Here is a 25,514-nt window from a genome sequence, read left to right as displayed (position 1 = left end):
AGGGCATGGCCCTGGCACGGCTTTCGCTATCACGGCTATGCAGCGACCGTATGGGCCGCTGCTCAGTCAGCCTGCTTGCGCAGGAAGGCCGGGATTTCCAGATCGTCCATGCCGCCGGAGGCCAGGGCATCGACGCGGGCAGCGGCCTGCGTGCGGTTGGTACGCCAGACGCTGGGGACCGACATGTTGTTGGCATAGTCGGCGCCGCCAGCGGCACCGCCCACCAGGCCGCCGGCTGCCGTGGCGGCACCCATGGAGGCCGAGGGCAGCTGGTAGCTCATGTTGTCGGTACCGGTGCGCAGACCGCCCTGCACCACCTGCATGTTCTGGCGGCGTGCGCTGGGGCGCGACAGGCCGGTGGCGACCACGGTGACGCGGATCTCGTCGCCCAGGGTGTCGTCGTAGGCGGCGCCGTAGATCACGTGCGCATCGGGCGAGGCATAGGCATTGATGGTGCTCATGGCCAGGCGCGACTCGGACAGCTTGAGGCTGCCCTTGGCGGCCGTGACCAGCACCAGCACGCCCTTGGCGCCCGACAGGTCGATGCCTTCCAGCAGCGGGCAGGCCACGGCCTGCTCGGCGGCGATGCGCGCGCGGTCGGGGCCGGCGGCCTTGGCCGTGCCCATCATGGCCTTGCCGGGCTCGCCCATGACGGTGCGCACGTCTTCGAAGTCGACGTTCACATGGCCGTACTCGTTGATGATTTCGGCAATGCCGCCCACGGCGTTCTTGAGAACGTCGTTGGCATGGGCGAAGGCTTCGTCCTGCGAGATGTCGTCACCCAGCACGTCCAGCAGCTTCTCGTTGAGCACGACGATCAGCGAATCGACATTGGCTTCGAGCTCGTTCAAGCCGCTGTCGGCGTTGGCCATGCGTCGGCCGCCTTCCCACTCGAAGGGCTTGGTGACCACGCCCACGGTGAGAATGCCCATTTCCTTGGCCACACGCGCGATCACGGGCGCAGCGCCCGTGCCCGTGCCGCCGCCCATGCCGGCCGTGATGAACAGCATGTGCGCGCCTTCGATGGCGGTGCGAATGTCGTCCTCGGCCATTTCGGCAGCCTCGCGGCCCTTGTCGGGCTTGCTGCCCGCGCCCAGGCCGCTGCCGCCGAGCTGGATGGTGCGGTGGGCGCTGCTGCGCAGCAGCGCCTGCGCGTCGGTGTTGGCGCAGACGAATTCCACACCCTGCACGTTGCGCGCAATCATGTGCTCGACGGCGTTGCCGCCGCCGCCGCCAACGCCGATCACCTTGATCTGCGTACCCTGGTTGAATTCTTCAACTTCAATCATGTCGATGGGCATGTTGGTTCTCCTGTAGCTCTCTGTAAGTGGTCACCACCGTCTGGGGAAAATTCTGTCTTCTGTCCGGTATTCGGAAGCCGGTGGGCGGGCCGGTAATGCGCAGTCGATGAAAGCACATATCAAAAGTTCCCCACGATGAAGTCTTTGAAACGGCCAAAAGCGGTCTTCATCGACCCACTCTTTTGTGCCACCTTGAAACCGCGCAGGCGAGCCAGGCGGGCCTCTTCGAGCAATCCCATCACGGTGGCGGCGCGGGGTTGGGCCACCATGTCTGCCAGAGCGCTCGAATACTTGGGGATGCCGCGGCGCACGGGCTTGAGGAAGATGTCCTCGCCCAGTTCCACCATGCCCGGCATGACGGCGCTGCCGCCGGTCAGCACGATGCCCGAGGACAGAACTTCCTCGTAGCCGGAATCGCGCACCACCTGCTGCACCAAAGAAAAGATCTCTTCCACGCGCGGCTCGATCACGCCGGCCAGCGCCTGCTTGCTGATCATGCGCGGGCTGCGGTCGCCCAGGCCCGGCACTTCGACCTGGGCATCGGGGTCGGCCAGCAGCTGCTTGGCATAGCCGCTTTCGACCTTGATGTCCTCGGCGTCCTTGGTCGGCGTGCGCAGCGCCATGGCGATGTCGCTGGTGATCAGGTCGCCCGCGATCGGGATGACGGCCGTGTGCCGGATGGCGCCGCCCGTGAAGATGGCCACGTCGGTGGCGCCCGCGCCGATATCGACCACGGCCACGCCCAGCTCGCGCTCGTCGTCGGTGAGCACGGCCTGGCTCGATGCCAGCGGGTTGAGCAGCAGTTGCTCGACCTCCAGGCCGCAGCGGCGCACGCACTTGATGATGTTCTCGGCCGCGCTCTGCGCGCCCGTGACGATGTGGATCTTGGCCTCCAGGCGGATGCCGCTCATGCCGATGGGCTCGCGCACTTCCTGGCCGTCGATCACGAATTCCTGCGGCTCGACCAGCAGCAGCCGCTGGTCCGAGGAGATGTTGATGGCCTTGGCCGTCTCCATCACCCGCGCCACGTCGGTGGCCGTGACTTCCTTGTCCTTGATGGCCACCATGCCGCTGGAGTTCAGGCCGCGGATGTGGCTGCCGGTGATGCCGGTGCACACGCGCTGGATCTTGCAGTCGGCCATCAGCTCGGCCTCTTTCAAGGCCTGCTGGATGCTCTGCACGGTGGCGTCGATGTTCACCACCACGCCCCGCTTGAGTCCGTTGCTCGGGGCCACGCCGAGGCCGGCGAGCTTGAGTTCGCCGTTGTACAGGACCTCGGCGACCACGACCATGACCTTGGCCGTGCCGATGTCCAGTCCGACGATCACATCTTTGTATTCTCTTGCCATATCAGCATCCGCCCCCGGTTGGTTCTGTCCTGTCGCTGTGTCGCTGCATGGTGTGCGTGTACATAGGTCTTTCCTCCCTCGTCTTCAGCGTCGGGGACGCACTGCAGCCGGCGCCTTGGCCGTGCCGGTGGTCACACCGCGCAGCCTCAGCGCATATCCGTCTTCGTAGCGCAGGTCGGCCGACTCGATGGCGTCGGCCTTGCGCTTGTATTGGGTCGTGATCTGGGGCAGCGTGCGCACGAAGCGCTGCACGCGCTGCAGCACGGCTTCCACGCTGCCGCCACCCAGTTCGATCTGTGCATCATTGGCCAGCCTGAGCTGCCAGCTTCCGCGCGCATTGAGCGTGAGCCCGTCGATCTCCACATCCAGCGGCCCCAGCGCCGGCACCAGCAGCCGGTACATCTGCAGCATCTGCGGGGCGCTGTCCTCGGGGCCCTGCAGGCGCGGCAGGCCGTCGCGGTCGAGCTCGCCCAGGTTGGCCTCGAAGACCTCGCCAAAGCTGTTGATCAGGCCGGTGCCCGAATCGGGGCCCCAGAAGGCCTCGGCCACATGCTCGTGCAGGATGACGCGCAGGCTGTTGGGATAGTCGCGGCGCACCTGCGCCTCGCGCACCCAGGGAACCTGCTCGAATGCCGCCTTGGCGCCCTTGAGGTCCACGGTGAAGAAGTTGCCCGTGAGCACGGGCGCCACGTTGGCGCGCAGCGTCACCGTGTTGTTGTGCACCAGCTCGCCCTCGACCACGATGCGGCCGATGTTGAAGGCCGGGTGGCGCAGCGCCCACCAGCTCACCGCTGCCAGCCCCAGCGCAGCCACGCCCACGAACAGGACCGTGGCGGTCACGTTCATGAGCTTGACGTCGAAGGGGGCCGGCAGGGAGTAGCTCATGCGTGCTCCTGCTCCGGTTGCGCGGCGTCCAGCGCGGCGCTGGCCAGGATGCCCAGGCAGAGGTTCTCGTAGCTGACACCGATGGCGCGGGCCGACATGGGCACCAGCGAGTGGCCCGTCATGCCCGGCGAGGTGTTGATCTCCAGCAGGAAGGGCTTGCGATCGCTGGCGCGGATCATGATGTCGGCGCGCGACCAGCCGCGGCAGCCCAGCGTGCGGAAGGCCCGCACGACGATGCGGCGGATCTCGGCCTCTTCCTCGGCAGGCAGTCCGCTGGGGCAGTGGTACTTGGTGTCGTCGGTGAAGTACTTGTTCTGGTAGTCGTAGTTGCCTTCGGGGGCGACGATGCGGATCACGGGCAGCGCATGGGCGCCCTCGCCGGTGCCGAGCACGGGGCAGGTGGTCTCGTCGCCTTCGATGAACTCTTCGCAGAGCACTTCGGGGTCGTAGCGGGAGGCCAGCACATAGGCCTGCTCGCATTCCTCGGCCGTCCAGACCTTGGTCAGGCCGATGGTCGAGCCCTCGCGCGAGGGCTTGACGATCATGGGCGCGCCCAGCGCCTGCAGCGCGGCGCGCGTCTCGCCTGCGCTGGCGACCAGGCGCCAGTCCGGCGTGGGCAGGCCCTCGAAGCGCCAGATGCGCTTGGTCATGATCTTGTCCATGGCGATGCTCGAGGCCATCACGCCGGGGCCCGTGTACGGGATGCCCAGCAGCTCCAGCGCACCCTGCACCGTGCCGTCTTCGCCGTAGCGGCCGTGCAGCGCGATGAAGCAGCGGTCGAACCCTTCCTTCTTCAACTCGCCCAGGTCACGCTCGGCGGGGTCGAAGGCATGGGCGTCCACGCCATGTGACAGCAGGGCCTTGAGCACGCCCGTGCCCGACATCAGCGAGACCTCGCGCTCGGCCGAGCGGCCGCCCAACAGCACGGCCACCTTGCCCAGGGCCTTGACATCGATCTGGGTGCCGAAGCTGCTCATTGCACAGCTCCCTGCTGCGCCTGCAGCTCTTGTTTCTGAAGCATTTCAACCAACTTTCCGGGCACGGCGCCAATCGAGCCTGCCCCCATGCACAACAACACGTCGCCATCGCGGGCATTGACGGCAATGGCCGCCGGCAGCTCGGCAACGTTTTCCACAAACACCGGCTCGACACGGCCGGCCACGCGCAGGGCGCGAGTCAGCGAGCGGCCGTCGGCCGCCACCACGGGCGCCTCGCCGGCCGCATAGACCTCGGTCAGCAGCACGGCATCGGCCAGGCCGATGACCTTGACGAAATCCTCGAAGCAGTCGCGCGTGCGGCTGTAGCGGTGCGGCTGGAATGCCAGCACCAGGCGACGGCCCGGGAAGGCGCCGCGCGCAGCGGCCAGCGTGGCCGCCATCTCGACGGGGTGGTGGCCATAGTCGTCAATGACGGTGAAGCTGCCGCCGTCGGCAGTCGCCAGTTCGCCATAACGCTGGAAGCGCCGGCCCACGCCCTTGAAGCTTTCGAAGGCACGCAGCAGCGCGTCGTCGGAGATCTCCAGCTCCATGGCCACGGCCACGGCCGACAGGGCGTTGAGCACGTTGTGCTCGCCCGGCAGGCTCAGCACCACGTCCAGGTCGGGATAGCTCTGGCCGTTGCTGCGGCGCACCGTGAAATGCATGCTGCCAGCTTCGGCGCGCACGTTGAGGGCGCGCACCTGGGCGTTCTCGGCAAAGCCGTAGGTGGTCACGGGGCGGGCTACCTGGGGCAGGATCTCGCGCACGGCCGGGCTGTCCACGCAGACGATGGCGCGGCCGTAGAACGGCATGCGGTGCAGGAAATCGACGAAGGCGCCCTTGAGCCGGCCGAAGTCATGGCCGTAGGTTTCCATGTGGTCGGCGTCGATGTTGGTGACGACGGCCATCACGGGCAGCAGGTTCAGGAAGGAGGCATCGGACTCGTCGGCCTCGACCACGATGTAGTCGCCCTGGCCCAGCTTGGCGTTGGCGCCCGCGCTGTTGAGCTTGCCGCCGATGACGAAGGTCGGGTCCAGCCCGGCCTCGGCCAGCACGCTGGTCACCAGGCTGGTGGTCGTGGTCTTGCCGTGGGCACCCGCGATGGCGATGCCCTGCTTGAAGCGCATGAGCTCGGCCAGCATGAGCGCACGCGGCACGACGGGAATCTTGCGCTCGCGCGCGGCCAGCACCTCGGGATTGTCGGACTGCACGGCGGTGGAGGTGACGACGGCGTCAGCCCCTTCGATGTGCGCGGCCGCATGGCCGACGTGGGTGGCGATGCCCAGGCCGGCGAGCCGGCGCAGCGTGGCACTGTCGGACAGGTCCGAGCCCGAGATGGCGTAACCCAGGTTGTGCAGCACCTCGGCGATGCCGCTCATTCCGGCGCCGCCGATGCCGACGAAATGGATGTGATGAATGGCGTGCTTCATGCGGCCAGTTCCTCACAGGCGGCGACCACCTCGGCGGTGGCATCGGTCTTTTGCATTTTCTTGGCTTTTCCAGCGCGCTCCAGCAGCGTCGCACGCTGCATATTTTGTAGCATTTCGGCCAGGCTTTGGGCAGTCAGTGCGCTTTGTTGCATCAACCATCCACCACCGGCATCGACCAGGAAACGCGCGTTCGTGGTCTGGTGGTCGTCCACGGCGGACGGGAAGGGCACATAGATGGCTGCGGCGCCCACGGCCGCGATCTCGGTGACCGTGCTGGCACCGGCGCGGCAGACGATGACATCGGCCTCGGCAAAGGCGCGCGCCGTGTCGTCGATGAAGGGCGTGAGCTCGGCCGCGACGCCTGCGGCGGCATAGTTGGCACGCAGGGCATCGATCTGCGCGGCGCCGCTTTGGTGCAGCACGACGGGCCGCACATCGGCAGGAATCAGGGCCAGCGCCTGGGGCACGATCTCGTTGAGCGCCTTGGCGCCCAGGCTTCCGCCCACCACCAGCAGGCGCAGCGGACCGCTGCGGCCCGCAAAGCGCTGCTCGGGCGCGGGCTGCTCGGTGAAGGCCTGGCGCAAGGGGTTGCCGACCCAGCGGCCCTTGGGGAATACGTTGGGGAAGGCGGTGAAGATGCGGTGGGAGACGCTGGCCAGCACCTTGTTGGCCATGCCGGCCACGGAGTTCTGCTCATGCAGCACCAGGGGCTTGCCGGCCAGCACGGCCATCATTCCACCGGGGAAGCTGATGTAGCCACCCAGACCGACCACCACGTCGGGCTTGACGCGGCGCACCACGGCCAGCGCCTGCCAGAAGGCACGCAGCAGGCGCATGGGCAAAAAGGCCAGGGTCATGATGCCCTTGCCGCGCACGCCCGAGAACTCGATGGTCTCCAGCGGGAAACCCTGGGCGGGCACGATGCGCGACTCCATGGAGCCGGGCGCGCCCAGCCAGCGCACGTTCCAGCCGCGCTCGCGCAGGGCCTGGGCCACGGCCAGGCCCGGGAAGATATGTCCGCCCGTGCCGCCGGCCATGATCAGGGCCGTGCGCTGGCGTTGCGTGCCTTGGGAGATGGGCTGCTGTGTCATGCATGCCCTCCCTTCATCAGCAACTTGTTCTCGTAGTCCACCCTTAACACCACCGCTATCGCTATCAGATTCATCAGAATGGCCGAGCCCCCGAAACTCATCAGGGGCAGCGTCAGCCCCTTGGTCGGCAGCGCGCCCAGGTTCACGCCCATGTTGATGAAGGCCTGGAAACCCATCCAGATCGCAATGCCCTCGGCCACCAGGCCGGAGAACACCCGGTCCAGCGCAATGGCCTGCCGCCCTATGAGCATGATGCGGCGCGTGAGCCACAGGAAGGTGACGGCGATCAAGAGCACGCCGACCAGGCCGAATTCCTCGCCGATCACAGCCAGCAGGAAGTCGGTGTGCGCCTCGGGCAGCCAGTGCAGCTTCTCGACGCTGCGGCCCAGGCCCACGCCGAAGATCTCGCCGCGACCGATGGCGATCAGCGCATGCGACAGCTGGTAGCCCTTGCCCAGGGCGTGCTTTTCATCCCAGGGATTGAGGTAGGCAAAGATGCGCTCGCGCCGCCATTCGGAGGTGGCGATGATCAGCACGAAGGCCAGCACCACCAGGGCCGCGATCAGGAAGAACATGCGCGCGTTGACACCGCCCAGGAACAGGATGCCCATGGCGATCACCACGATCACCATGAAGGCGCCCATGTCGGGCTCGGCCAGCAGCAGCACGCCGACCAGCACCACGGCCAGCCCCATGGGCAGCACGGCGCGGAAGAAGCGCTCCTTGACCTCCATCTTGCGCACCATGTAGTCGGCCGCATAGATGAGCACGGCGAACTTGGCCAGTTCGGACGGCTGGAAATTCATGATGCCCAGCGACAGCCAGCGCCGCGCGCCGTTGACCACGGTGCCCACGTGCGGGATCAGCACGGCCACCAGCAGGACCAGGGACACCAGGAAGAGCTTGCGCGCCATGCGCTCCCAGGTGGCCATGGACACCTGGAAGGCCAGCAGCGCGCCGACGAAGGCCATGCCGATGGACATGGCATGGCGCATCAGGAAATGGGTGGGCGCGATCTTGCCGAAGCGCGGGTTGTCCGGCATGGCGATCGACGCCGAATACACCATGATCAGGCTCCAGGCCAGCAGGCCTATGACCACCCAGATCAGGGCCTGGTCCAGGCCGAGCACGCTGGCCGGCGTCTGCGTGGGCCGGTGGTACTGGGGACCGCCCAGGCGCACGGGCAGCACGTCGATGGCCTTCTCCTGCGCACCTCCGAACCAGGAGCGCATGCGGCCCAGGGCCTGCGATACGGCGGTCATGCAGCACCTCCGAGTTCATGCCCGGCATCCAGCGCCAGCGCGCGCACGGCATCGACGAACTGGTGGGCCCGGTCCTCGTAGTTGCGGAACATGTCCAGGCTGGCACAGGCGGGCGACAGCAGCACGGCATCGCCCTCATGGGCGCGCGAGGCGGCCAGCTCCACGGCGTCGGCCATGGTGGTGGCATCGACCAGGGGCACGCCGCAGTCCTGCAGGGCGGCGCGGATGCGGCCGGCGTCGCGGCCGATCAGCACGGCCGTGCGCACATGGCGCGACACGGGCGCGACCAGCGGAGAGAAATCCTGGCCCTTGCCGTCGCCACCCAGGATGACCACGATGCGGTGGTCAGGTCCCAGGCCGGACAGCGCGGCCACGGTGGCGCCCACGTTCGTGCCCTTGCTGTCGTCGTAGTACTCCACGCCGTTGACGCGGCCAATGGGCTGGACGCGGTGCGGCTCGCCCCGGTACTCACGCAGTCCATAGAGCAGCGGCGCCAGCGTGCAGCCACCCGCGCTGGCCAGGGCCAGGGCGGACAGGGCGTTGATGGCGTTGTGCCGGCCGCGGATGCGCAGTGCGTCGGCAGGCATGAGGCGCTGGATGTACAGGTCTTCGGCGTTCTTGCCCTTGGCGGTTTCGTCGGCCTCATGGGCGCGCACCAGCCACGTCATGCCGCTGACCACTTCCAGGCCGAAGTCGCCGGGGCGGCGCGGCATGTCGCCGCCGAAGGTGATGTGGGCGCGCTGCTGGGGCTTTTGGCGCTTGCCCGGCGGTACCACGGGCGCCGGCAGCATGCGCATGACCTCGGGATCTTCGCGGTTGAGCACCATGGTGCCGCTGCTGCCGAAGATGCAGGCCTTGGCATCGGCATAGGCGCGCAGGCTGCCGTGCCAGTCCAGATGGTCCTGGGTGATGTTGAGCACGGCGGCGGCCGTGGGCTCGAACATCTGCACGCCATCGAGCTGGAAGCTGGACAGCTCCAGCACCCAGGCCTGGGGCAGCGTTTCGGCATCGATGGCCTGGGTCAGCGTGTCCAGCAGCGTGGGGCCGATATTGCCGGCCACGGCCACGCGCAGGCCCGCATGCTCCAGCAGTTGGCCGGTCAGCGAGGTGACCGTGGTCTTGCCATTGGTCCCGGTGATGCCCAGCACCGTGGGACGGTAGCCATGGGCCGCGGCCAGGGCCTTGAGCGCCATGGCGAAGAGATCGAGTTCGCCGCCCACGGGCAGGCCCTGGGCGCGCGCGGTATCGACCACGGGCGCCACGGCGGCCGGGCTCAGGCCGGGCGAGCGGTAGACCAGGCCCAGGCTCTGGCCGTCCACCAGCTGCGCCGTGAACTCGCCGGGCACGAAGCGCACCTGGGGCAATTCGGTGGACAGCTGCTGCAGCTGGGGCGGTGCCTGGCGCGTATCGGCCACGATGACCTCGGCGCCGCAGCGCACGCACCAGCGTGCCATGGCCAGGCCCGAGGCGCCCAGACCCAGCACGAGCACGCGCTGGCCCTGCAGGTGCTGGACCTGCTCGCCAGGCCAGCCGGCAGCCACGGGCGGCAGCACCTGCTCGGATTCAACCGCCTCTTCGGCAGCAAGGGGCGTGACCTCGGCATCGGACGAGTCGGAGATGCTGGGGTCCGCAAAGATCTGGGCCACGAAGGCGGCAGCATCCTTGGCCGCCGTCAGCGTGGCGATGTCGGGCACGGGCTCGGTCAGGGCCACAGGCACCTGCGGCACCTGCGGCACCTGCGGCACCTGCGCCGCCTGCGTCACCTCGGCGACCGGAAGCTCCGCCTCGCCGTCGCCGGCTGGCGCGGGAGCCGGTGAATCGTCCAGGACCGGGTCCGCAACCACCTGCCCCTCGGGAGGGAGGCCCGGCATTCCGGCCGGGTCCGCCAGCTCGACAAGCTCGGCAGGGGACGCCGGCACGGCGGGCTCGGTGGCCGGCAGTGCGTGGAGGTCGGTCTTGAAGTCTTCGGTGTTCATGCTCTCACCTCAGCTTCAGCGTGGACAGGCCCAGCAGGCACAGCAGCATGGTGATGATCCAGAAGCGGATCACGACCTGGGTCTCCTTCCAGCCACTCTTTTCGAAGTGGTGGTGCAGCGGCGCCATCTTGAGCAGGCGGCGGCCCTGGCCGTAGCGCTTCTTGGTGAACTTGAACCAGGTGACCTGCAGCATCACCGACAGCGCCTCCACCACGAAGATGCCGCCCATGATGGCCAGCACGATTTCCTGGCGCACGATGACGGCAATGGTGCCCAGCGAGGCGCCCAGCGCCAGCGCACCCACGTCGCCCATGAACACCTGGGCCGGGTGGGCGTTGAACCAGAGGAAGGCCAGGCCCGCGCCGGCCATGGCCGCGCAGTACACCAGCAGCTCGCCCGAACCCGGGATGTGCGGGAACAGCAGGTACTTGGCGTAGCCGGCATTGCCGGTGACGTAGGCGAAGATGCCCAGGGCCGAGCCCACCATGATCACGGGCATGATCGCCAGGCCGTCCAGCCCGTCGGTCAGGTTCACGGCATTGCTGGCGCCCACGATGACCAGGTAGGTCATGATCACGAAGCCCAGCACGCCCAGCGGGTAGCTGACTTCCTTGAAGAAAGGCACGAGCAGGCCCGCCTTGGGCGGCAGGTCCAGCGCAAAGCCGGACTGCACCCAGGTGACGAACATCTCGAAGACCTGGGCATTGGAGTTCTCGGAAATGCAGAACACCAGGTACAGCGCGGCCAGCAGGCCGATGACGGACTGCCAGAAATACTTCTCGCCCGAGCGCATGCCTTCGGGGTCCTTGTTGACCACCTTGCGCCAGTCGTCCACCCAGCCGATGGTGCCAAAGCCCAGCGTGACCAGCAGCACGATCCAGACGAAGCGGTTGGACAGGTCGAACCACAGCAGCGTGGAAACGGCAATGGACAGCAGGATCAGCGCCCCGCCCATGGTGGGCGTGCCGCTCTTGGCCAGATGGGTCTCCATGCCGTAGCCGCGCACGGGCTGGCCGATCTTGAGCGAGGTCAGCATGCGGATCAGGCGCGGCCCGGCCAGCAGTCCGATGACCAGGGCCGTGAGCGCGGCCATCACGGCGCGCATCGTGAGGTACTGGAAGACGCGCAGAAAGCCGAACTCGGGGGACAGGCCCTGCAGCCATTGGGACAGCATCAGCAGCATGCGGCCTCCTTCTTGCAACCGTCATCCTTGCCGGCCGCCTCGGCCGCCTCGACCGCCTGAACCACCTGCTCCATCTTCATGAACCTCGAACCCTTGACCAGAATGCTGCCCACCTCGGGCAGTGCGGCACAGGCTGCCTGCTGCAGCGAGGCCATGTCTTCGAAATGCCGCGCACCTGCACCGAATGCGGTGGCGGCGGATGTGCTTTGCGCGCCCAGCGTGAACAGCCGGGCAATGCCCAGGCTGCGCGCCAGCGCGCCAGCCTCGGCATGGAATTGCGGCCCCTGGTCGCCGACCTCGCCCATGTCGCCCAGCACCAGCAACTGGGGAGCGGGCAGTTCGCGCAGCACCTCGATGGCTGCGGCCACCGAGTCGGGATTGGCGTTGTAGCTGTCGTCGATCACGGTGACCGTGCGGCCCTGCACCGAAACGCCCAGTGCGCGCGAGCGGCCCTGCACGGGCTCGAACACGCTCAGGCCGCGTGCAATGTCGGCCAGCGGCACACCGGCTGCCTGGGCGCAGGCCGCAGCGGCCAGCGCATTGCGCACGTTGTGGCGGCCGGCAATGTGCAGGCGCACCGGGGCCTCGCCCTCGGGCGTGACCAGGGTGAACTGCCAGGCATCGCCCAGCCACAGCGCATCGCGCGCATGGACCTGGGCGCCATCGGCAGACTCGCCGAACAGCAGGCACTGGCGCGCAGCGGCCAGCTCGCGCCACAGCGGCGTGTAGGTGTCGCCGGCCGGGAACACGGCCACGCCGTCGGCGGGCAGGGACAGCAGCACGCTGCCGTTCTCGCGCGCCACGGCCTCGACCGTGTGCATGAATTCCTGGTGCTCGCGCTGCGCGTTGTTGACCAGGGCCACCGTGGGCTGGCCGATGGCGGCCAGCTCGGCAATCTCGCCGGGATGGTTCATGCCCATCTCCAGCACGGCCACGCGGTGCTGGGCGGTCATGCGCATCAGGCTCAGCGGCAGGCCGATGGAGTTGTTGAAGTTGCCGCGCGTGGCCAGGGCCGCCTCGCCCGCATGGGCGCGCAGGATGGAGGCCACCATCTGCGTGACCGTGGTCTTGCCGTTGCTGCCGGTAACGGCAATCAGCGGCAGCGCAAAGCGCGCGCGCCAGGCCGTGGCCAGCGCGCCCAGGGCGGCCAGCGAATCGGGCACCTCGATGCCGGACAGGCCTGCGGCCTCCAGGCCGCCATGGGCCAGGGCTGCGGCAGCGCCGGCCTCGCGGGCCTGGGCCAGGAACTGGTTGGCATCGAAACGCTCGCCCTTCAAGGCGACGAACAGATCCCCGGCCTGCAGCGTGCGGGTGTCGGTGTGCACGCGCGTGAGCACGGCCTGGCCGTTGCCGACCAGCCGTGCCTGGGGGATATGCGACTGGATCAGCTCCAGCGCTTGTTGCAAGGTCATCATGACCGCTTCTTTCCTTCGCGGGCCGCCAGCGCCTTGTGCGCCTCGGCCATGTCGGAGAACGGATGGCGCTGGCCTGCCGTCTCCTGGTAGTCCTCATGTCCCTTGCCGGCGATCAGCACCACGTCGCGTTCGCTGGCGTGCGCAATCGCCTGGGCGATGGCCGCTGCGCGATCGGCCTGGGACTGCAGGTTCTCGCCCGGCTGCATGCCGGCCAGGATCTGGTCGATGATGCGGTCGGGCACTTCGCTGCGCGGGTTGTCGCTGGTGACCAGCACACAGTCGGCATTCTTCTGGGCGGCCTGCCCCATGAGCGGCCGCTTGGTGGCATCGCGGTCGCCGCCGCAGCCGAACACGCACCACAGCCGGCCACGGCGCTGCTCGGCGGCCGGGCGCAGGGCACGCAGGGCCTTGTCCAGCGCATCGGGCGTGTGGGCGTAGTCCACGGCCACCAGCGGCTGGCCGGGCTGGACGATCTGCTGCATGCGGCCGGGCACGGGCTCCAGGTGGGCGCAAGCGGCGACGGCCTGGTCCAGGGTCAGGCCCAGGCAGCGCAGCGCGGCCAGCACGCCCAGCAGGTTGGATACGTTGTACTGGCCCACCATGCGCGTGTGCATGCGCAGGCTGTGGCCGGCCTCGATCACGGTGAAGCTCAAGCCCTCGGCACCCAGCGCAATGTCCTTGGCCTGCAGGCGCGCCGCGCCTTCCATGGAAATGCTCCAGACGTCGAGCGCGGCAGGCTGCTTGCGCGACTGCAGCGTGGCCCACAGGCGTGCGCCATGCACGTCGTCCACATTGACGACGGCGGCCTGCAGGCCGGGCCAGTCGAACAGCGCGGCCTTGGCATCCCAGTAGGCCTGCATGCTGCCGTGGTAGTCGAGGTGGTCCTGCGTGAAATTGGTGAACAGCGCCACGCGGATGCGCGTGCCGTCCAGCCGGTGCTCGACGATGCCGATGGACGAGGCCTCGATGGCGCAGGCCGCCAGGCCCGCATCGGCGTACTCGCGGAACGCGCGCTGCAGCCGCACCGGGTCGGGCGTGGTCATGCCCGTGGATTCCATGGCGGGCGGAATGCCCACGCCCAGCGTGCCCACCAGGGCGCAGCCGCTGCGTTCCTGCAGCTTCACCTGGGCCAGCGCGTGCGCCAGCCACCAGGCGGTGGTGGTCTTGCCGTTGGTGCCGGTCACGGCCAGCACGTCGATCTGGGCGCTGGGATGCTGGAACCACTGGTCGGCGATCAGGCCCGTGGCGGCCTTGAGGCCGGGCAGCGCCGCGATGTGCTCGCCGGAAAAACCGAAGGCTTCGACGCCCTGCGCTTCGACCAGGCAGGCCATGGCACCGCGCTCCAGGGCCGAGGCCACATGGGCGCGGCCATCGGTGGCCGCGCCGGGCCAGGCGATGAAGGCGTCGCCGGGCCGGACCTTGCGGCTGTCGGTCTGCAGCGTGCCGCTGCCTTGCAGGCGGGCGGCCAGCCATTGGACAGCCTCGGTGGCCGTGGACAGCACCCGCAGGGCTTGGGAGGAACTCATAGCGAGGGCTCCTCCACGGGGTTGGCGACGATCAAGGGCTTGACTTCCATATCGGGCTGCACGCCCATCAGGCGCAGCGTCTGCTGCACCACTTCACTGAACACGGGTGCCGCCACGGTGCCGCCGTAGATGGTGCCTGCACTGGGCTCGTCCACCATCACGGCGACGATGATGCGCGGGTTCTCGATGGGCGCCATGCCCGTGAACCAAGCGCGGTACTTGCCGGCTGCATAGCCCTTGCCCTGCTGCTTGCGGGCCGTGCCCGACTTGCCGCCCACCGAGTAGCCGATGGTCTGGGCGCGCTGGCCCGTGCCGCCGGGGCCGGCCGCCAGGGCCAGCATCTTGCGCACTTCATTGGCCGTGCGCGGAGAGAACACGGGCACGCCCACGGGCGGCTCGTCGGTCTTGACCATGGTGGCCGGGATCACGCGCCCGCCGTTGGCAAAGACGGTGTAGCTGCGCGTCATCTGCAGCAGGCTGGCGGACAGGCCGTAGCCATAGCCCATGGTGGCCTGCTCCACCGGCCTCCAGGTCTTGTAGGGACGCAGGCGACCGCTGGCGGCGCCGGGGAAGGATATCTGCGGCTTCTGGCCGAAGCCCACGGCCGAGAAGGTTTCCCACATTTCCTTGGCCGGCATCTGCAGCGCGATCTTGGTCGTGCCCACGTTGCTGGACTTCTGGATCACGCCGGCCACGGTGAGCAGGCCGTAGTTGTGGGTGTCGGAAATCGTCGAGCCCGTGACGTTGACGCGGCCCGGCGTGGTGTCGATGGGCGTTTCCGGCTTGAAGCGGCCCGACTCCAGCGCCAGGCCGATGGTGATGGGCTTCATGGTCGAGCCGGGCTCGAAGGTGTCGGTGATGGCGCGGTTGCGCAGCTGCTCGCCCGTCAGGTTCTTGCGCTTGTCGGGCACGTAGCTGGGGTAGTTGGCCAGGGCCAGCAGTTCGCCGGTGTGCGCATCCATGACCACCACGCTGCCCGCCTTGGCCTTGTGCGCGATGACCTGCTCCTTGAGCTTCTGGTAGGCGAAGTACTGGACCTTGCTGTCCACGGACAGCTGGATGTCGCGGCCGTCCTGAGGCGGCACTTCCTCGCCCACGCCCTCGACCACGCGGCCCAGGCGGTCCTTGATCACGCGGCGCGAGCCGGGCTTGCCGCCGAGCTCCTTGTCGAAGGCCAGCTCCATGCCTTCCTGGCCATGGTCTTCCACATTGGTGAAGCCCACGATGTGGGCGGCCGATTCGCCTTCCGGGTACTGGCGCTTGTATTCCTTGCGCTGGTAGATGCCCTTGATGTTGAGGGCATGGATCTGCTGGCCAATGTCCCAGTCGAGCTGGCGCTTGATCCAGACGAAGGTCTTGTCCTCGTCGGCCAGCTTTTCCATCAGCGCGGGCAGCGGCATCTCCATGAGCACGGCCAGCTGCTTGAGCTTGGCCTTGACCTCGGGGTCATCCTGCTCGACATCTTCGGGAATGGCCCAGATGCTGGCGGCCGGCACGCTGGAGGCCAGGATCAGTCCATTGCGGTCCAGCAGGCGGCCGCGGTTGGCCGGCAGCTCCAGCGTGCGCGCAAAGCGCACCTGGCCCTGGCGCTGGAAGAAGTCGTTGCCGAACACCTGCACGTAGGCCGCGCGTGCACCCAGGCCGACAAAGCCCAGGCCCAGCATGGCCACGATCATCTTGCTGCGCCACAGGGGTGTCTTGGACGCCAGCAAGGGGCTGGAGGTGTAGAGCACGCTGCGCGTCATGGAGCCACTCCGGTGCGCGCATCGTCATTGACGTACTGGGCGATGGCCGGCGTGGCCGGCTTCATCTGCAGGCGCTCGCGCGCCATGACCTCGATGCGCTGTGGCGTGGCCTGGGCGCGCTTTTCCACCTGCAGGCGCTGCTGCTCGGTGGCCAGGCGGCGCGACTCGGCCACGGCGCGGTCCAGTTCGGTGAACAGGCGGCGCGATTCGTACTGGTTGTGCACCAGGAAGATGGCGCTGGCCATCACCGCCAGCAGCAGCACGAGGTTCAGGCGCAGCATGCCACGCCCTCCTCTTGCGCCAGACGGTGCATGCGCTTCATGCAGGCACCCCGGTGCGGCGGGCCACGCGCATCACGGCCGAGCGCGAGCGCGCATTGGCGGCGACCTCGGCCTCGCTGGGCTTGATGCGGCCCAGCGCTTCAAGGCGCATGGGCGTGGGCACGGCAAAGGGTGCGCGCCGGTCATAGACTTCCTTGGAGTGCTTGGCGATGAACTGCTTGACGATGCGGTCCTCCAGCGAGTGGAAGCTGATCACCACCAGGCGTCCGCCCGGCGCCAGCACGCGCAGGCTGGCCTCTAGCGCCTGTTCGAGCTCTTCAAGCTCGGCATTGATGAAAATCCGAAGAGCCTGGAATGTGCGTGTCGCTGGGTTCTGCCCAGCCTCGCGGGTCCGGACCGCGCCAGCCACGAGCTCGGCAAGCTCCGCGGTGTTGCGAAGGGGCCCCTGGCTTTCGCGCCGAGCAACAATCGCCTTTGCAATGGGGCCAGCAAACCGTTCTTCGCCGTAGTCACGTATCACCTCCGCAATCTGCTGGGCATCGGCTTCCGCCAGCCAGTCCGCCACGCTCTGGCCGCGCGTGGTGTCCATGCGCATGTCCAGCGGACCCTCGAAGCGGAAGCTGAAGCCACGCTCGGGGTTGTCGATCTGGGGAGAGCTCACGCCCAGGTCCATCAGCACGCCCTGCACGCTGCCGGCCGGCAGCTCGCTGAGGTGGCGAAACCCTTCGTGCCGAATCGAAAAACGCGCATCGGTGATGCGCGCTGCCTCTTCGATCGCGTCCGGGTCCTTGTCGAACGCCAGCAAGGCCCCATCCGGCCCCAGCCGCTGCAGGATGCGCCGGGAATGCCCGCCTCGCCCGAAGGTCGCGTCCACCCATTGCCCGGCAACGGGCTGTGCGGCGCCGTCCAGCAGCGCATCGACGGCCTCGTCGAGCAAAACGGTGATGTGTTGCAACGGCTGATTCAAGAAAACGCCTCTTTCCTAGAAAGCAAAATCCTGGAAGGCCGCAGGCATTTCTTCCTGCATGGCCTTCGCTTCATGTGCCTCATAAGTGGCCTTGTCCCACAGCTCGAAATGGTTACCCATGCCCAGCAGCACGACCTCCTTGGTCAGACCCACGGCTTCACGCAGCTCGGGCGACACCAGCACGCGGCCGGTGGCATCCATGTCCACGTCCATGGCGTTACCCAGGAAGATGCGCTTCCACCACTGCGCCGACATGGGCAGCTGCGCGATCCGCTCGCGAAACTGCAGCCACTCCGTGCGCGGGAACAGCATCAGGCAACCGTGGGGATGTTTGGTGAGGGTGACCTGGCCCTGGGCCATGGCCACAAGGGCGTCACGATGCCGGGTCGGCACAGACAGCCGCCCCTTTCCATCGAGATTCAGCGAGGACGCCCCTTGAAACACGGTCAGTCACCCCGGTCGGTTGGAGCCATCGCGTCCCGGAAATCGGGGCACAAAGGCAACTTTCACCACTTAATTGCACTTTTTTGCACTGTAGCAGCAATTTGGTGTTTCACAACCCGGGAATGGACAATTATTTGCAATGAAATCAACAACTTAGAAGCCGAATGCAATGTGAGTGGTGACAAAAATCCCTGGCTTTACAAGTACTTAGAGGACTGACTGCAAGTGATCTCTCAAAGCCTGCACGCAATTGCAACGATTCAATTCGCTGGCGACCGGTTGCAACTCGGGCAACCCTCCTACAAAAAGTGACTGCCCGGCAATGCGGGCAGTCACTTCGGTGGCGGCTGCGCGGCAGCCGGCCCGTTTCAGAGGATGAAGCGCGACAGGTCTTCGTCCTGGCTCAGGGACTGCAGACGCTGGTCCACGTAGGCCGCGTCGATGGAGATGGTCTGGCCCGACAGATTGGCCGCGTCGAAGCTGACCTCGTCCAGCAGGCGCTCGAGCACGGTGGACAGGCGGCGCGCGCCGATGTTCTCGGTGCGCTCGTTGACATCGAAGGCGATGCCGGCGAGCCGGGTAATGCCTTCGGGCGTGAATTCCAGCGTGACGCCTTCGGTGGCCAGCAGCGCCTGGTACTGCTTGACCAGGGAGGCATGGGTCTGGGTGAGGATGGCCTCGAAGTCCTGGACCGACAGCGAGTCCAGCTCCACGCGGATCGGGAAGCGCCCCTGCAGCTCGGGGATGAGGTCGCTGGGCTTGGACAGGTGGAAGGCGCCCGAGGCGATGAACAGGATGTGGTCGGTCTTGACCACGCCGTACTTGGTGGAGACGCTGGTGCCTTCGACCAGGGGCAGCAGGTCGCGCTGCACGCCCTGGCGCGAGATGTCGGAGCCGCTGGTTTCCTGGCGCGTGGCCACCTTGTCGATCTCGTCAATGAAGACGATGCCGTTCTGCTCGGCATTGGCGATGGCGCGGGTGCGCACGTCTTCCTCGTTGACCAGTTTTGCCGCTTCCTCGTCGGTCAGCAGCTTCATGGCTTCGGCAATGCGCAGCTTGCGCGTCTTGCGCTTTTCCTGGCCCATGTGGCTGAACATGCCGCGCAGCTGCTCGGCCATCTCTTCCATGCCCTGGGGACCCATGATCTGCACCTGGGGCGGCGCGTCGGCGACATCGATCTCGATTTCCTTGTCGTCGAGCTGGCCCTCGCGCAGCTTCTTGCGGAAAACCTGGCGTGCCGTGTTGTCGGCGGCCACCTCGCCGCTGCGGGCCTGGGGCACGAGCACGTCAAGGATGCGGTCCTCGGCCGCGTCTTCGGCGCGCAGGCGCAGCTTCTTCATGTCGGCCTCGCGCGTCTGCTTGACGGCCACCTCGGCCAGGTCGCGGATGATGGCATCCACGTCCTTGCCCACGTAGCCCACTTCGGTGAACTTGGTGGCCTCGACCTTGATGAAGGGCGCATCGGCCAGCCGCGCCAGGCGGCGCGCGATCTCGGTCTTGCCCACGCCTGTGGGGCCGATCATGAGGATGTTCTTGGGCGTGATCTCCTGCCGCAGGCCGTCGGCCACGTTCTGGCGGCGCCAGCGGTTGCGCAGCGCGATGGCCACGGCGCGCTTGGCGCCAGCCTGGCCGACGATGTGACGGTCCAGTTCGGAGACGATCTCCTGGGGGGTCATGGCAGAGGACATGGTGTGTATTCGATGCATTGCGCCGCCAGCCCCGTTGCCTGGCCGCTGGCGACTGTGAGTTTCAATGCCGTGCGTTTCGATCGCCGGCCTGCTGGGCGAGCCGGCGCCGCGCGGGTGTCAGAGCGTCTCGACCGTGTGGTGCATGTTGGTGTAGATGCACAGCTCGCCGGCAATGGCCAGCGACTTGCGCACGATCTCCTCGGCCGACAGCTCGGTATTGGTCAGCAGCGCCTTGGCCGCAGAGTGCGCGTAGGCGCCGCCCGAGCCGATGGACACGATGCCCTGCTCGGGCTCCAGCACGTCGCCGTTGCCGGTGATGATCAGCGAGGCGGATGCGTCGGCCACGGCCAGCATGGCCTCCAGACGGCGCAGCACGCGGTCGGTGCGCCAGTCCTTGGTCAGCTCGATGGCTGCGCGCGTCAGGTGGCCCTGGTGCTTTTCCAGCTTGGCCTCGAAGCGCTCGAACAGCGTGAAGGCGTCTGCCGTGGCGCCGGCAAAGCCGGCAAGCACCTTGCCGTGGTAGAGCTTGCGCACCTTGCGCGCGGTGCCCTTGACGACGATGTTGCCCAATGTGACCTGGCCATCGCCGCCGATGGCGACCTGCACGCCTTCGGGGGTCTGCCGGCGCACGCTGATGATGGTGGTGCCGTGATACTGTTCCATAGCGGTGCCAGATGAGGGCGAAGGCGGCCTTCTCAAGGGTCTGCTCAAAGAATGCCCACGCGCTCTTCGCGGCGAGCGCGCCGTCCTGCCGGAAGGGGTGTGGCGCAGCCGCCGCGCGGCAGGATCAGTCCCGCCGTGGAGTGACCTGCGCGTGCTCCTGGATGCCGATCACATTGAAGAACACCGCCACCAGCTGGTGCAGTTGGCCGAACTGCAGCACATGGCCCAGCGACTGCATGTGGGCAGCCCAGTTGAGCACGGAGCCGGCTGCCGCAAAGTCCATGCGCACCAGTTGGGTGCAGTCGATGAACACGGGCTCGCCCAGGCTGGCCCCATCCTGCACCGGGTCAAGCCAGGTGGAGGCATCGCCTTCAATGGTGCCGGCCAGCGCAAATCGCACGGCGTCCGCCGTGGCAGCAATGCCTGCCTGCAGGGGCGCATCCGCGCCCTCGGTTTCGACGGCTTGCGTCAGGCATTGGCAGACCGGGTCCACCCACGAGGGAGGCGAGACCTCGTAGGTGACGCAGTAGTCCAGCGCCACCAGCTCGAAATCATCCTGCCGGTTCATCAAACGCAGCACCGCCATGCGCAACCGCCACCACAGCGTATCCACGCTGGAATCGCCCGAGGGAGCCAGCGTGCCCAGCAGCACCAGCAGCCGGTCCGCATTGAGCAGCACGAACACGCCCTGCGAGCCCGCCCATTGCTGCAGCAGCGCCTCCAGGGGCGTGGCCGCCGCATCGTCGATGCCGGCCACGGCAGCCCAGTCCAGGCTCCAGGGACTGGAAGCCTTGGCCTGGGAGGCCTTCAGCGCCGTCACGGCACTCGGCGTGATCTGTGCAGGTGCGCTCCAGCGCCAGCCACGCCCGGCCGCTGCGCCCGGCATGGACACCACGGGGGCGGTGCGCTGTTGCGGCATCGCAAACCATTGGGGAGCGGAGCGGCCGAAGCGCGCCGCGAATTCGATGCCCGCCTTGTCGAACTGCAGCGGGCGGTCGGCCGCACGGTACAGGTCCAGCAAGGCCAGCCAGACCGGCAGCTGCGCGGGAACATCGCGCCGGTCGATCAGCTCCAGCATGCCCTGCTCGGCGCCATCCACATCGCCATTGGCAAAGAGGATGGCCGGCTCTTCCAGGTCGGGATCGTGCTCGAACACCACGAAGCAGGGCGGCACCATGTCCATGGGCTGCGGCGGAGAGACCTCGGTGGCCGCGAAGGCCGGCAGGAAATCGGTCGCCCCCTCCAATGGCCGCAGGGGGCGGGCCATGGGCATGGGGTCAATAATGGGAGCCGTCGAGACGGAGGGCACCTGCGGCGCAGGTGCCAGGCTCATGGGCAAGGTGGTGGCAAAGGCCGCCACGTCGCCGGCCGAGGCAATGGCCGGCGGCACCACGTCGCTGAGCATGGGAATCTGCCCAGACGGCGGCGGCTGCTTGCGAAACGAGGCCGGAGCGGGGTTGCCGCCCGCTGGCAGCGCCATGGGAATGGTGGTTGCATCGGCCGCCTGCTTGCCCCGCCACCATTGCTGGGACATCTGGGCCTCGATCTCGTCGATCTTCTTGAGCGTGACGGCGCGTTCACCGGAGGATTTGGAGCTCAGCAGGCTGCTGAGAAATTGCGAGCCCTGCGCGGCGGGGCCGGGCACACCGACCGGTGCGCTGCCCGGCCTGGAGGCCTGTTGCAGCTCGGCCTGGCGCAGGCGGCGCAGCTGGTCGAACTCGCGCTTGCGCACGAAATCGTTGCGGCGCTTGCGCTCGATCATTTCCTTGAGCGCCTGCTTGCTGTACTGGCTTTCCTGCTCCCCGTCCAGGCCGTCGAGGTCGGACCAATTGACCGTAGGGTGGCGCACAAAGCGCACCACCTTGGACAACAACCCCCCCGATTTGCTGCTCTCTTCTTTTGCCATGGCGAGTCAGATTAGCACCAACGGCCTGCTGGCCGTTGCTGCAACTCAATCCCCATACATCTTCTGCTTGAGCTCACGGCGCTGCTGGGCTTCCAGCGACAGCGTGGCCGTGGGGCGGGCCAGCAGGCGGCCCACGCCGATGGGCTCGCCGGTCTCGTCGCAGTAGCCGTAGTCGCCTGCGTCGATGCGTGCAATGGATTGCTCGATCTTCTTGAGCAGCTTGCGTTCGCGGTCGCGCGTGCGCAGTTCCAGCGCATGCTCTTCCTCGATGGTGGCGCGGTCGGCCGGATCGGGAACCACCACGGTGTCCTCGCGCAGGTTTTCTGCCGTCTCACCCGCGTTGGTGTGCATGTCGTGCTTGAGAGTGAGCAGCTTGAGGCGGAAGAACGCCATCTGCTTCTCATTCATGTATTCGTCATCCGACATGGCCAGCACTTCGGCATCCGTCAGTTCTTCCACCGACTTGGTCTTCCAGGCATTGGCCAGCTTGGGGTCTCGTTTCGTCGATCCCGACGAAGGCGTTTGCGTAGTGGTAGGCATAGTGTTGGTTTCGCTAACTTAGTCCGCGCCGAGGGCTTCGGACGGGGCCATGGATGGTACTGTCAATCGGGGCGCCCGGGTCGAATGCCGTGTAGGACAGCCGATCGCCGCAGTTGCGGAACCTGCCGGCTTCCCCGTGCGGCGGGGTGCGGCAATCCAGGCCGTGCGGCGGCCGTGCGTGCAAAGAGCCCTTTTGCGGTCAGCAAGGGACACCAGGTCGGCAACGCCGACCGCAGTGCGGACCGCGGCCTTCTGGCTTGCAGCCGGGGCCGGTGCGGCCACTGACGGCTTCTTGCTGGATTCGGCGCTCACTTGCTGTCTCCTCACGGTATGGGCGACCCCTGCGGGGCAGTCCATTGGGCTTGGGGGCTCTCTTCAGGGGCGCGATTGTATCGATGCTCTACAGGAGCGCAAGCCGTTGCACATACCCCACAGGAATGCAAAGGGGCCGCCCACGCATGCGGGCGGCCCCTGTGTCATTCAGATGTCAGCAAAAAGCCATCCGATTGCCCACAAAGGTTCACAAAAAACTCAGACCAGGCACTGCTCCAGGCCCTGCAGGAAGATGTCCTGGGGCAGGTCGATGCCAATGAAGACCATCTTGCTCTGGCGCTTTTCGCCCTCGGCCCACTGCGGTCCCAGGTCGCTGCCCATGAGCTGGTGCACGCCCTGGAAAATGACCTTGCGCTCCGTGCCCTGCATGTTCAGCACGCCCTTGTAGCGCAGCATGCGCGGGCCGTAGATGTTGACGATGGCGCCCAGGAAGTCCTCCAGGCGGGCAGGGTCAAAGGCCCGGTCGGCACGGTAGACGAAGCTCTTGACGTCGTCATCGTGGTGATGGTGGTGCGGATGCTTGCAGTGCTCGCCGTGCTCGTGGTCATGGGCGTGGTCGTGCCCGCAGTTCTCGTCGTGCTTATGGCCATGGTCGTGGCCGCAGTGCTCGTCATGCTCATGCTTGTGGCCATGGTCATGTCCGTGGTCGTGGTCGTCTTCCTTGAGGAAGTCGGGATCGATGTCCAGCTTGGCATTGAGGTTGAAGCCGCGCAGGTCGAAGACTTCGTTCAGGGGCACTTCGCCGAAATGCACGGCGCGGATGGGCGCGCGCGGGTTCATGTGCTTGAGGCGGTGGATGAGCGCGTTCTTCTCGTCCTCGCTGACCAGGTCGGTCTTGGACAGGAACAGCTGGTCGGCAAAGCCCACCTGGCGGCGCGCCTCCTGGCGGTCGTCCAGCTGCTGGTTGGCGTGCTTGGCATCGACCAGGGTGAGGATGGAGTCGATCAGATAGGTCTCGGCGATCTCGTCGTCCATGAAGAAGGTCTGGGCGACGGGGCCGGGATCGGCCAGGCCCGTGGTCTCGATCACGATGCGGTCGAACTCCACCAGGCCCTTGCGGCGCTTGGCGGCCAGCAGCTGCAGGGTTTCGCGCAGGTCTTCGCGGATGGTGCAGCAGATGCAGCCGTTGCTCATCTGCAGGATCTGCTCCTTGGACTCCGTCCTGAGGATGTCGGTGTCGATGTTCTCTTCGCCGAACTCGTTCTCGATCACGGCGATCTTCATGCCGTGGGACTCGCTGAGCACGCGCTTGAGCAGCGTGGTCTTGCCCGAGCCCAGGAAGCCGGTGAGGATGGTGACGGGAATCAGTGCCATGGAATTGCTTTCAGAAAATTCAGCAAAGGGAAGCGGCAAGGCCCGTCCACCATGGACGGGCCTTGTCGAAAAGACGTTCCGAATAAGTTTAGCGAGCCTGTCAAGTGCCGTTTTGCCAGAGGGCTTGGCCTTTTTTATCCGAGGCCGCCCTTTTCATCGCTATCTCCATTGCCATCGCCACTGTCGCTGCCGTCCCCGCTCTGGCGCCGCGCGCGCGGATGGGCGCTCTCGTAGGCCTGGGCCAGATGCTGGAAATCCAGGCGCGTGTAGATCTGCGTGGTCGAGATGCTGGCGTGGCCCAGCAATTCCTGCACGGCGCGCAGGTCGCCGCTGGACTGCAGCATGTGGCTGGCAAACGAATGCCGCAGCACATGGGGATGGACACCGGCCGACAGGCCGGCCTGCTGGCCGCGCTGGCGCAGCCGCGCCCAGACCGACTGCGCGCCCAGGCGTTCGCCACGCCGGCCAATGAACAGCGCCGGCTCCTGCCGCGCCGCCTGGGCCGCCGCGCCAGCCAGGCCCGTGTCCCGCAAGGCCAGCCAGCGCTGCAGCGCCTGCAGCGCGGCGGCGCCCACGGGCACGGTGCGCCGCTTGCCGCCCTTGCCCTGCACATGGGCATCGGCGGCCTGCAAATCTATCCAGCCACGGCCCTGGCGCTGCGTGTCCTGGCCGGGCGCCACGTCCAGGCCCACCAGCTCGCCCACGCGCAGGCCGCAGCTGTAGAGCAGTTCGGTGATGGCGGCGTCACGTGCCTCGATCCAGGGGTCGGCGTCGCCGTTGCTGAAGGCGGCCAGCTGCACGGCGTCATCCACGCCCAATGCCTTGGGCAGGGGTTTGGGGGCCTTGGGACCGCGCACGCCCTCGACGGGATTGAAGGGCACCAGCGATTGCTGAGCTGCCCAGCGGAAGAAGCTGCGCCAGCCAGACAGGATGAGCGCAATGCCGCGCGGGCTGCGGCCCCGGGAATGCATCTGGGCCACGAAGCGGCGGATGTGGGCGGGCTGCAGCGCCAGCAGCTCCTGGCCGGCGTCGCGGGCCATGGTGCAAAGCCGGGCCATGTCCAGCGCATAGAGTGCGCAGGTGCGGTCGGCCAGGCGCTTTTGCACGCGCACATGCTCCAGATAGGCATGGACGGCGGCGGGGAGCATCGCCAGGTTCTCTGCCGCCAGATCCTCTGCCGGAAGATCGCCTTCCGGGAGCCCGTCCCTGTCCGATGCTCCCGGCATGGGCTTTCAGCC

Annotated in this window: 21 protein-coding genes; all 21 read right to left on the bottom strand. The window is 67.3% G+C overall.

The annotated features are described in order from the left end of the window. Positions 1–62 precede the first annotated feature (62 nt). The 21 genes from ftsZ to BW39_RS12355 all read right to left on the bottom strand — a co-directional run bounded on the left by ftsZ (position 63) and on the right by BW39_RS12355 (position 25,502). Positions 63–1,301 carry a cell division protein FtsZ gene (ftsZ, locus tag BW39_RS12455; RefSeq protein WP_012203405.1) on the bottom strand — a complete coding sequence of 413 codons (1,239 nt, stop codon included), beginning with the start codon at positions 1,299–1,301 and terminating at the stop codon, positions 63–65. Positions 1,302–1,420: 119 nt separating this feature from the next. Continuing rightward, the gene (ftsA, locus tag BW39_RS12450) at positions 1,421–2,650 is read right to left on the bottom strand and encodes a cell division protein FtsA (protein WP_012203404.1); all 1,230 of its coding nucleotides are present in this window, start codon (positions 2,648–2,650) and stop codon (positions 1,421–1,423) included. Positions 2,651–2,734: 84 nt separating this feature from the next. Then, positions 2,735–3,535, bottom strand: a complete 801-nt coding sequence (locus tag BW39_RS12445; RefSeq protein ID WP_013804104.1) for a cell division protein FtsQ/DivIB — start codon at positions 3,533–3,535, stop codon at positions 2,735–2,737. After that, a complete protein-coding gene (locus BW39_RS12440) occupies positions 3,532–4,512 on the bottom strand; it encodes a D-alanine--D-alanine ligase (protein ID WP_043822039.1) in 981 nt (326 codons plus the stop codon). The genes BW39_RS12445 and BW39_RS12440 overlap by 4 nt, the downstream gene beginning before the upstream one ends. Then, complete coding sequence (murC, locus tag BW39_RS12435; protein WP_043822037.1) at positions 4,509–5,942, bottom strand: UDP-N-acetylmuramate--L-alanine ligase; 1,434 nt, start codon at positions 5,940–5,942, stop codon at positions 4,509–4,511. The genes BW39_RS12440 and murC overlap by 4 nt, the downstream gene beginning before the upstream one ends. Beyond that, complete coding sequence (murG, locus tag BW39_RS12430) at positions 5,939–7,033, bottom strand: undecaprenyldiphospho-muramoylpentapeptide beta-N-acetylglucosaminyltransferase (RefSeq protein WP_012203400.1); 1,095 nt, start codon at positions 7,031–7,033, stop codon at positions 5,939–5,941. Before murG ends, murC begins: the two co-directional genes overlap by 4 nt. Next, the gene (ftsW, locus tag BW39_RS12425; RefSeq protein WP_013804108.1) at positions 7,030–8,295 is read right to left on the bottom strand and encodes a putative lipid II flippase FtsW; all 1,266 of its coding nucleotides are present in this window, start codon (positions 8,293–8,295) and stop codon (positions 7,030–7,032) included. Before ftsW ends, murG begins: the two co-directional genes overlap by 4 nt. Beyond that, positions 8,292–10,271: a UDP-N-acetylmuramoyl-L-alanine--D-glutamate ligase gene (gene murD / locus BW39_RS12420; RefSeq protein ID WP_043822036.1), complete on the bottom strand. Its 1,980-nt coding sequence runs from the start codon at positions 10,269–10,271 to the stop codon at positions 8,292–8,294. Before murD ends, ftsW begins: the two co-directional genes overlap by 4 nt. Positions 10,272–10,275: 4 nt before the next feature. Beyond that, the gene (gene mraY, locus BW39_RS12415; RefSeq protein ID WP_043822034.1) at positions 10,276–11,454 is read right to left on the bottom strand and encodes a phospho-N-acetylmuramoyl-pentapeptide-transferase; all 1,179 of its coding nucleotides are present in this window, start codon (positions 11,452–11,454) and stop codon (positions 10,276–10,278) included. Continuing rightward, positions 11,445–12,869: a UDP-N-acetylmuramoyl-tripeptide--D-alanyl-D-alanine ligase gene (locus BW39_RS12410; RefSeq protein ID WP_043822033.1), complete on the bottom strand. Its 1,425-nt coding sequence runs from the start codon at positions 12,867–12,869 to the stop codon at positions 11,445–11,447. The genes mraY and BW39_RS12410 overlap by 10 nt, the downstream gene beginning before the upstream one ends. Beyond that, a complete protein-coding gene (locus tag BW39_RS12405) occupies positions 12,866–14,395 on the bottom strand; it encodes a UDP-N-acetylmuramoyl-L-alanyl-D-glutamate--2,6-diaminopimelate ligase (RefSeq protein WP_043822031.1) in 1,530 nt (509 codons plus the stop codon). The genes BW39_RS12410 and BW39_RS12405 overlap by 4 nt, the downstream gene beginning before the upstream one ends. Next, the gene (locus tag BW39_RS12400; protein ID WP_043822029.1) at positions 14,392–16,140 is read right to left on the bottom strand and encodes a peptidoglycan D,D-transpeptidase FtsI family protein; all 1,749 of its coding nucleotides are present in this window, start codon (positions 16,138–16,140) and stop codon (positions 14,392–14,394) included. Before BW39_RS12400 ends, BW39_RS12405 begins: the two co-directional genes overlap by 4 nt. Beyond that, entirely contained in the window at positions 16,137–16,421 is a 285-nt protein-coding gene (gene ftsL, locus BW39_RS12395) for a cell division protein FtsL (protein WP_012203393.1), read from the bottom strand. The genes BW39_RS12400 and ftsL overlap by 4 nt, the downstream gene beginning before the upstream one ends. 37 nt (positions 16,422–16,458) lie before the next feature. Next, the gene (gene rsmH, locus BW39_RS12390) at positions 16,459–17,388 is read right to left on the bottom strand and encodes a 16S rRNA (cytosine(1402)-N(4))-methyltransferase RsmH (RefSeq protein ID WP_012203392.1); all 930 of its coding nucleotides are present in this window, start codon (positions 17,386–17,388) and stop codon (positions 16,459–16,461) included. Between the two features lie 15 nt (positions 17,389–17,403). Further along, complete coding sequence (gene mraZ, locus BW39_RS12385; RefSeq protein ID WP_012203391.1) at positions 17,404–17,832, bottom strand: division/cell wall cluster transcriptional repressor MraZ; 429 nt, start codon at positions 17,830–17,832, stop codon at positions 17,404–17,406. Between the two features lie 368 nt (positions 17,833–18,200). Next, on the bottom strand, positions 18,201–19,520 hold the full coding sequence (gene hslU / locus BW39_RS12380) for an ATP-dependent protease ATPase subunit HslU (protein WP_170962086.1): 1,320 nt from the start codon (positions 19,518–19,520) through the stop codon (positions 18,201–18,203). A gap of 117 nt (positions 19,521–19,637) precedes the next feature. After that, positions 19,638–20,183, bottom strand: a complete 546-nt coding sequence (gene hslV, locus BW39_RS12375) for an ATP-dependent protease subunit HslV (protein WP_012203389.1) — start codon at positions 20,181–20,183, stop codon at positions 19,638–19,640. A gap of 124 nt (positions 20,184–20,307) precedes the next feature. Then, the gene (locus BW39_RS12370) at positions 20,308–22,089 is read right to left on the bottom strand and encodes an STAS domain-containing protein (protein ID WP_052155326.1); all 1,782 of its coding nucleotides are present in this window, start codon (positions 22,087–22,089) and stop codon (positions 20,308–20,310) included. 45 nt (positions 22,090–22,134) lie between these two features. Further along, entirely contained in the window at positions 22,135–22,629 is a 495-nt protein-coding gene (gene dksA / locus BW39_RS12365) for an RNA polymerase-binding protein DksA (RefSeq protein WP_012203387.1), read from the bottom strand. Positions 22,630–23,160: 531 nt separating this feature from the next. Then, positions 23,161–24,276 (bottom strand): CobW family GTP-binding protein, encoded by a 1,116-nt coding sequence (locus BW39_RS12360; protein ID WP_043822026.1) that lies wholly within the window; start codon positions 24,274–24,276, stop codon positions 23,161–23,163. Between the two features lie 134 nt (positions 24,277–24,410). After that, positions 24,411–25,502, bottom strand: a complete 1,092-nt coding sequence (locus BW39_RS12355; protein ID WP_043822025.1) for a tyrosine recombinase XerC — start codon at positions 25,500–25,502, stop codon at positions 24,411–24,413. Between the last annotated feature and the right edge of the window lie 12 nt (positions 25,503–25,514).

It is taken from the genome of Delftia sp. RIT313, from assembly GCF_000632165.1.
Classification (GTDB): domain Bacteria; phylum Pseudomonadota; class Gammaproteobacteria; order Burkholderiales; family Burkholderiaceae_C; genus Comamonas; species Comamonas acidovorans.
The sequence above is the reverse complement of the archived record's forward strand: the minus strand, read 5'-3'. Positions and strand labels throughout refer to the sequence as shown.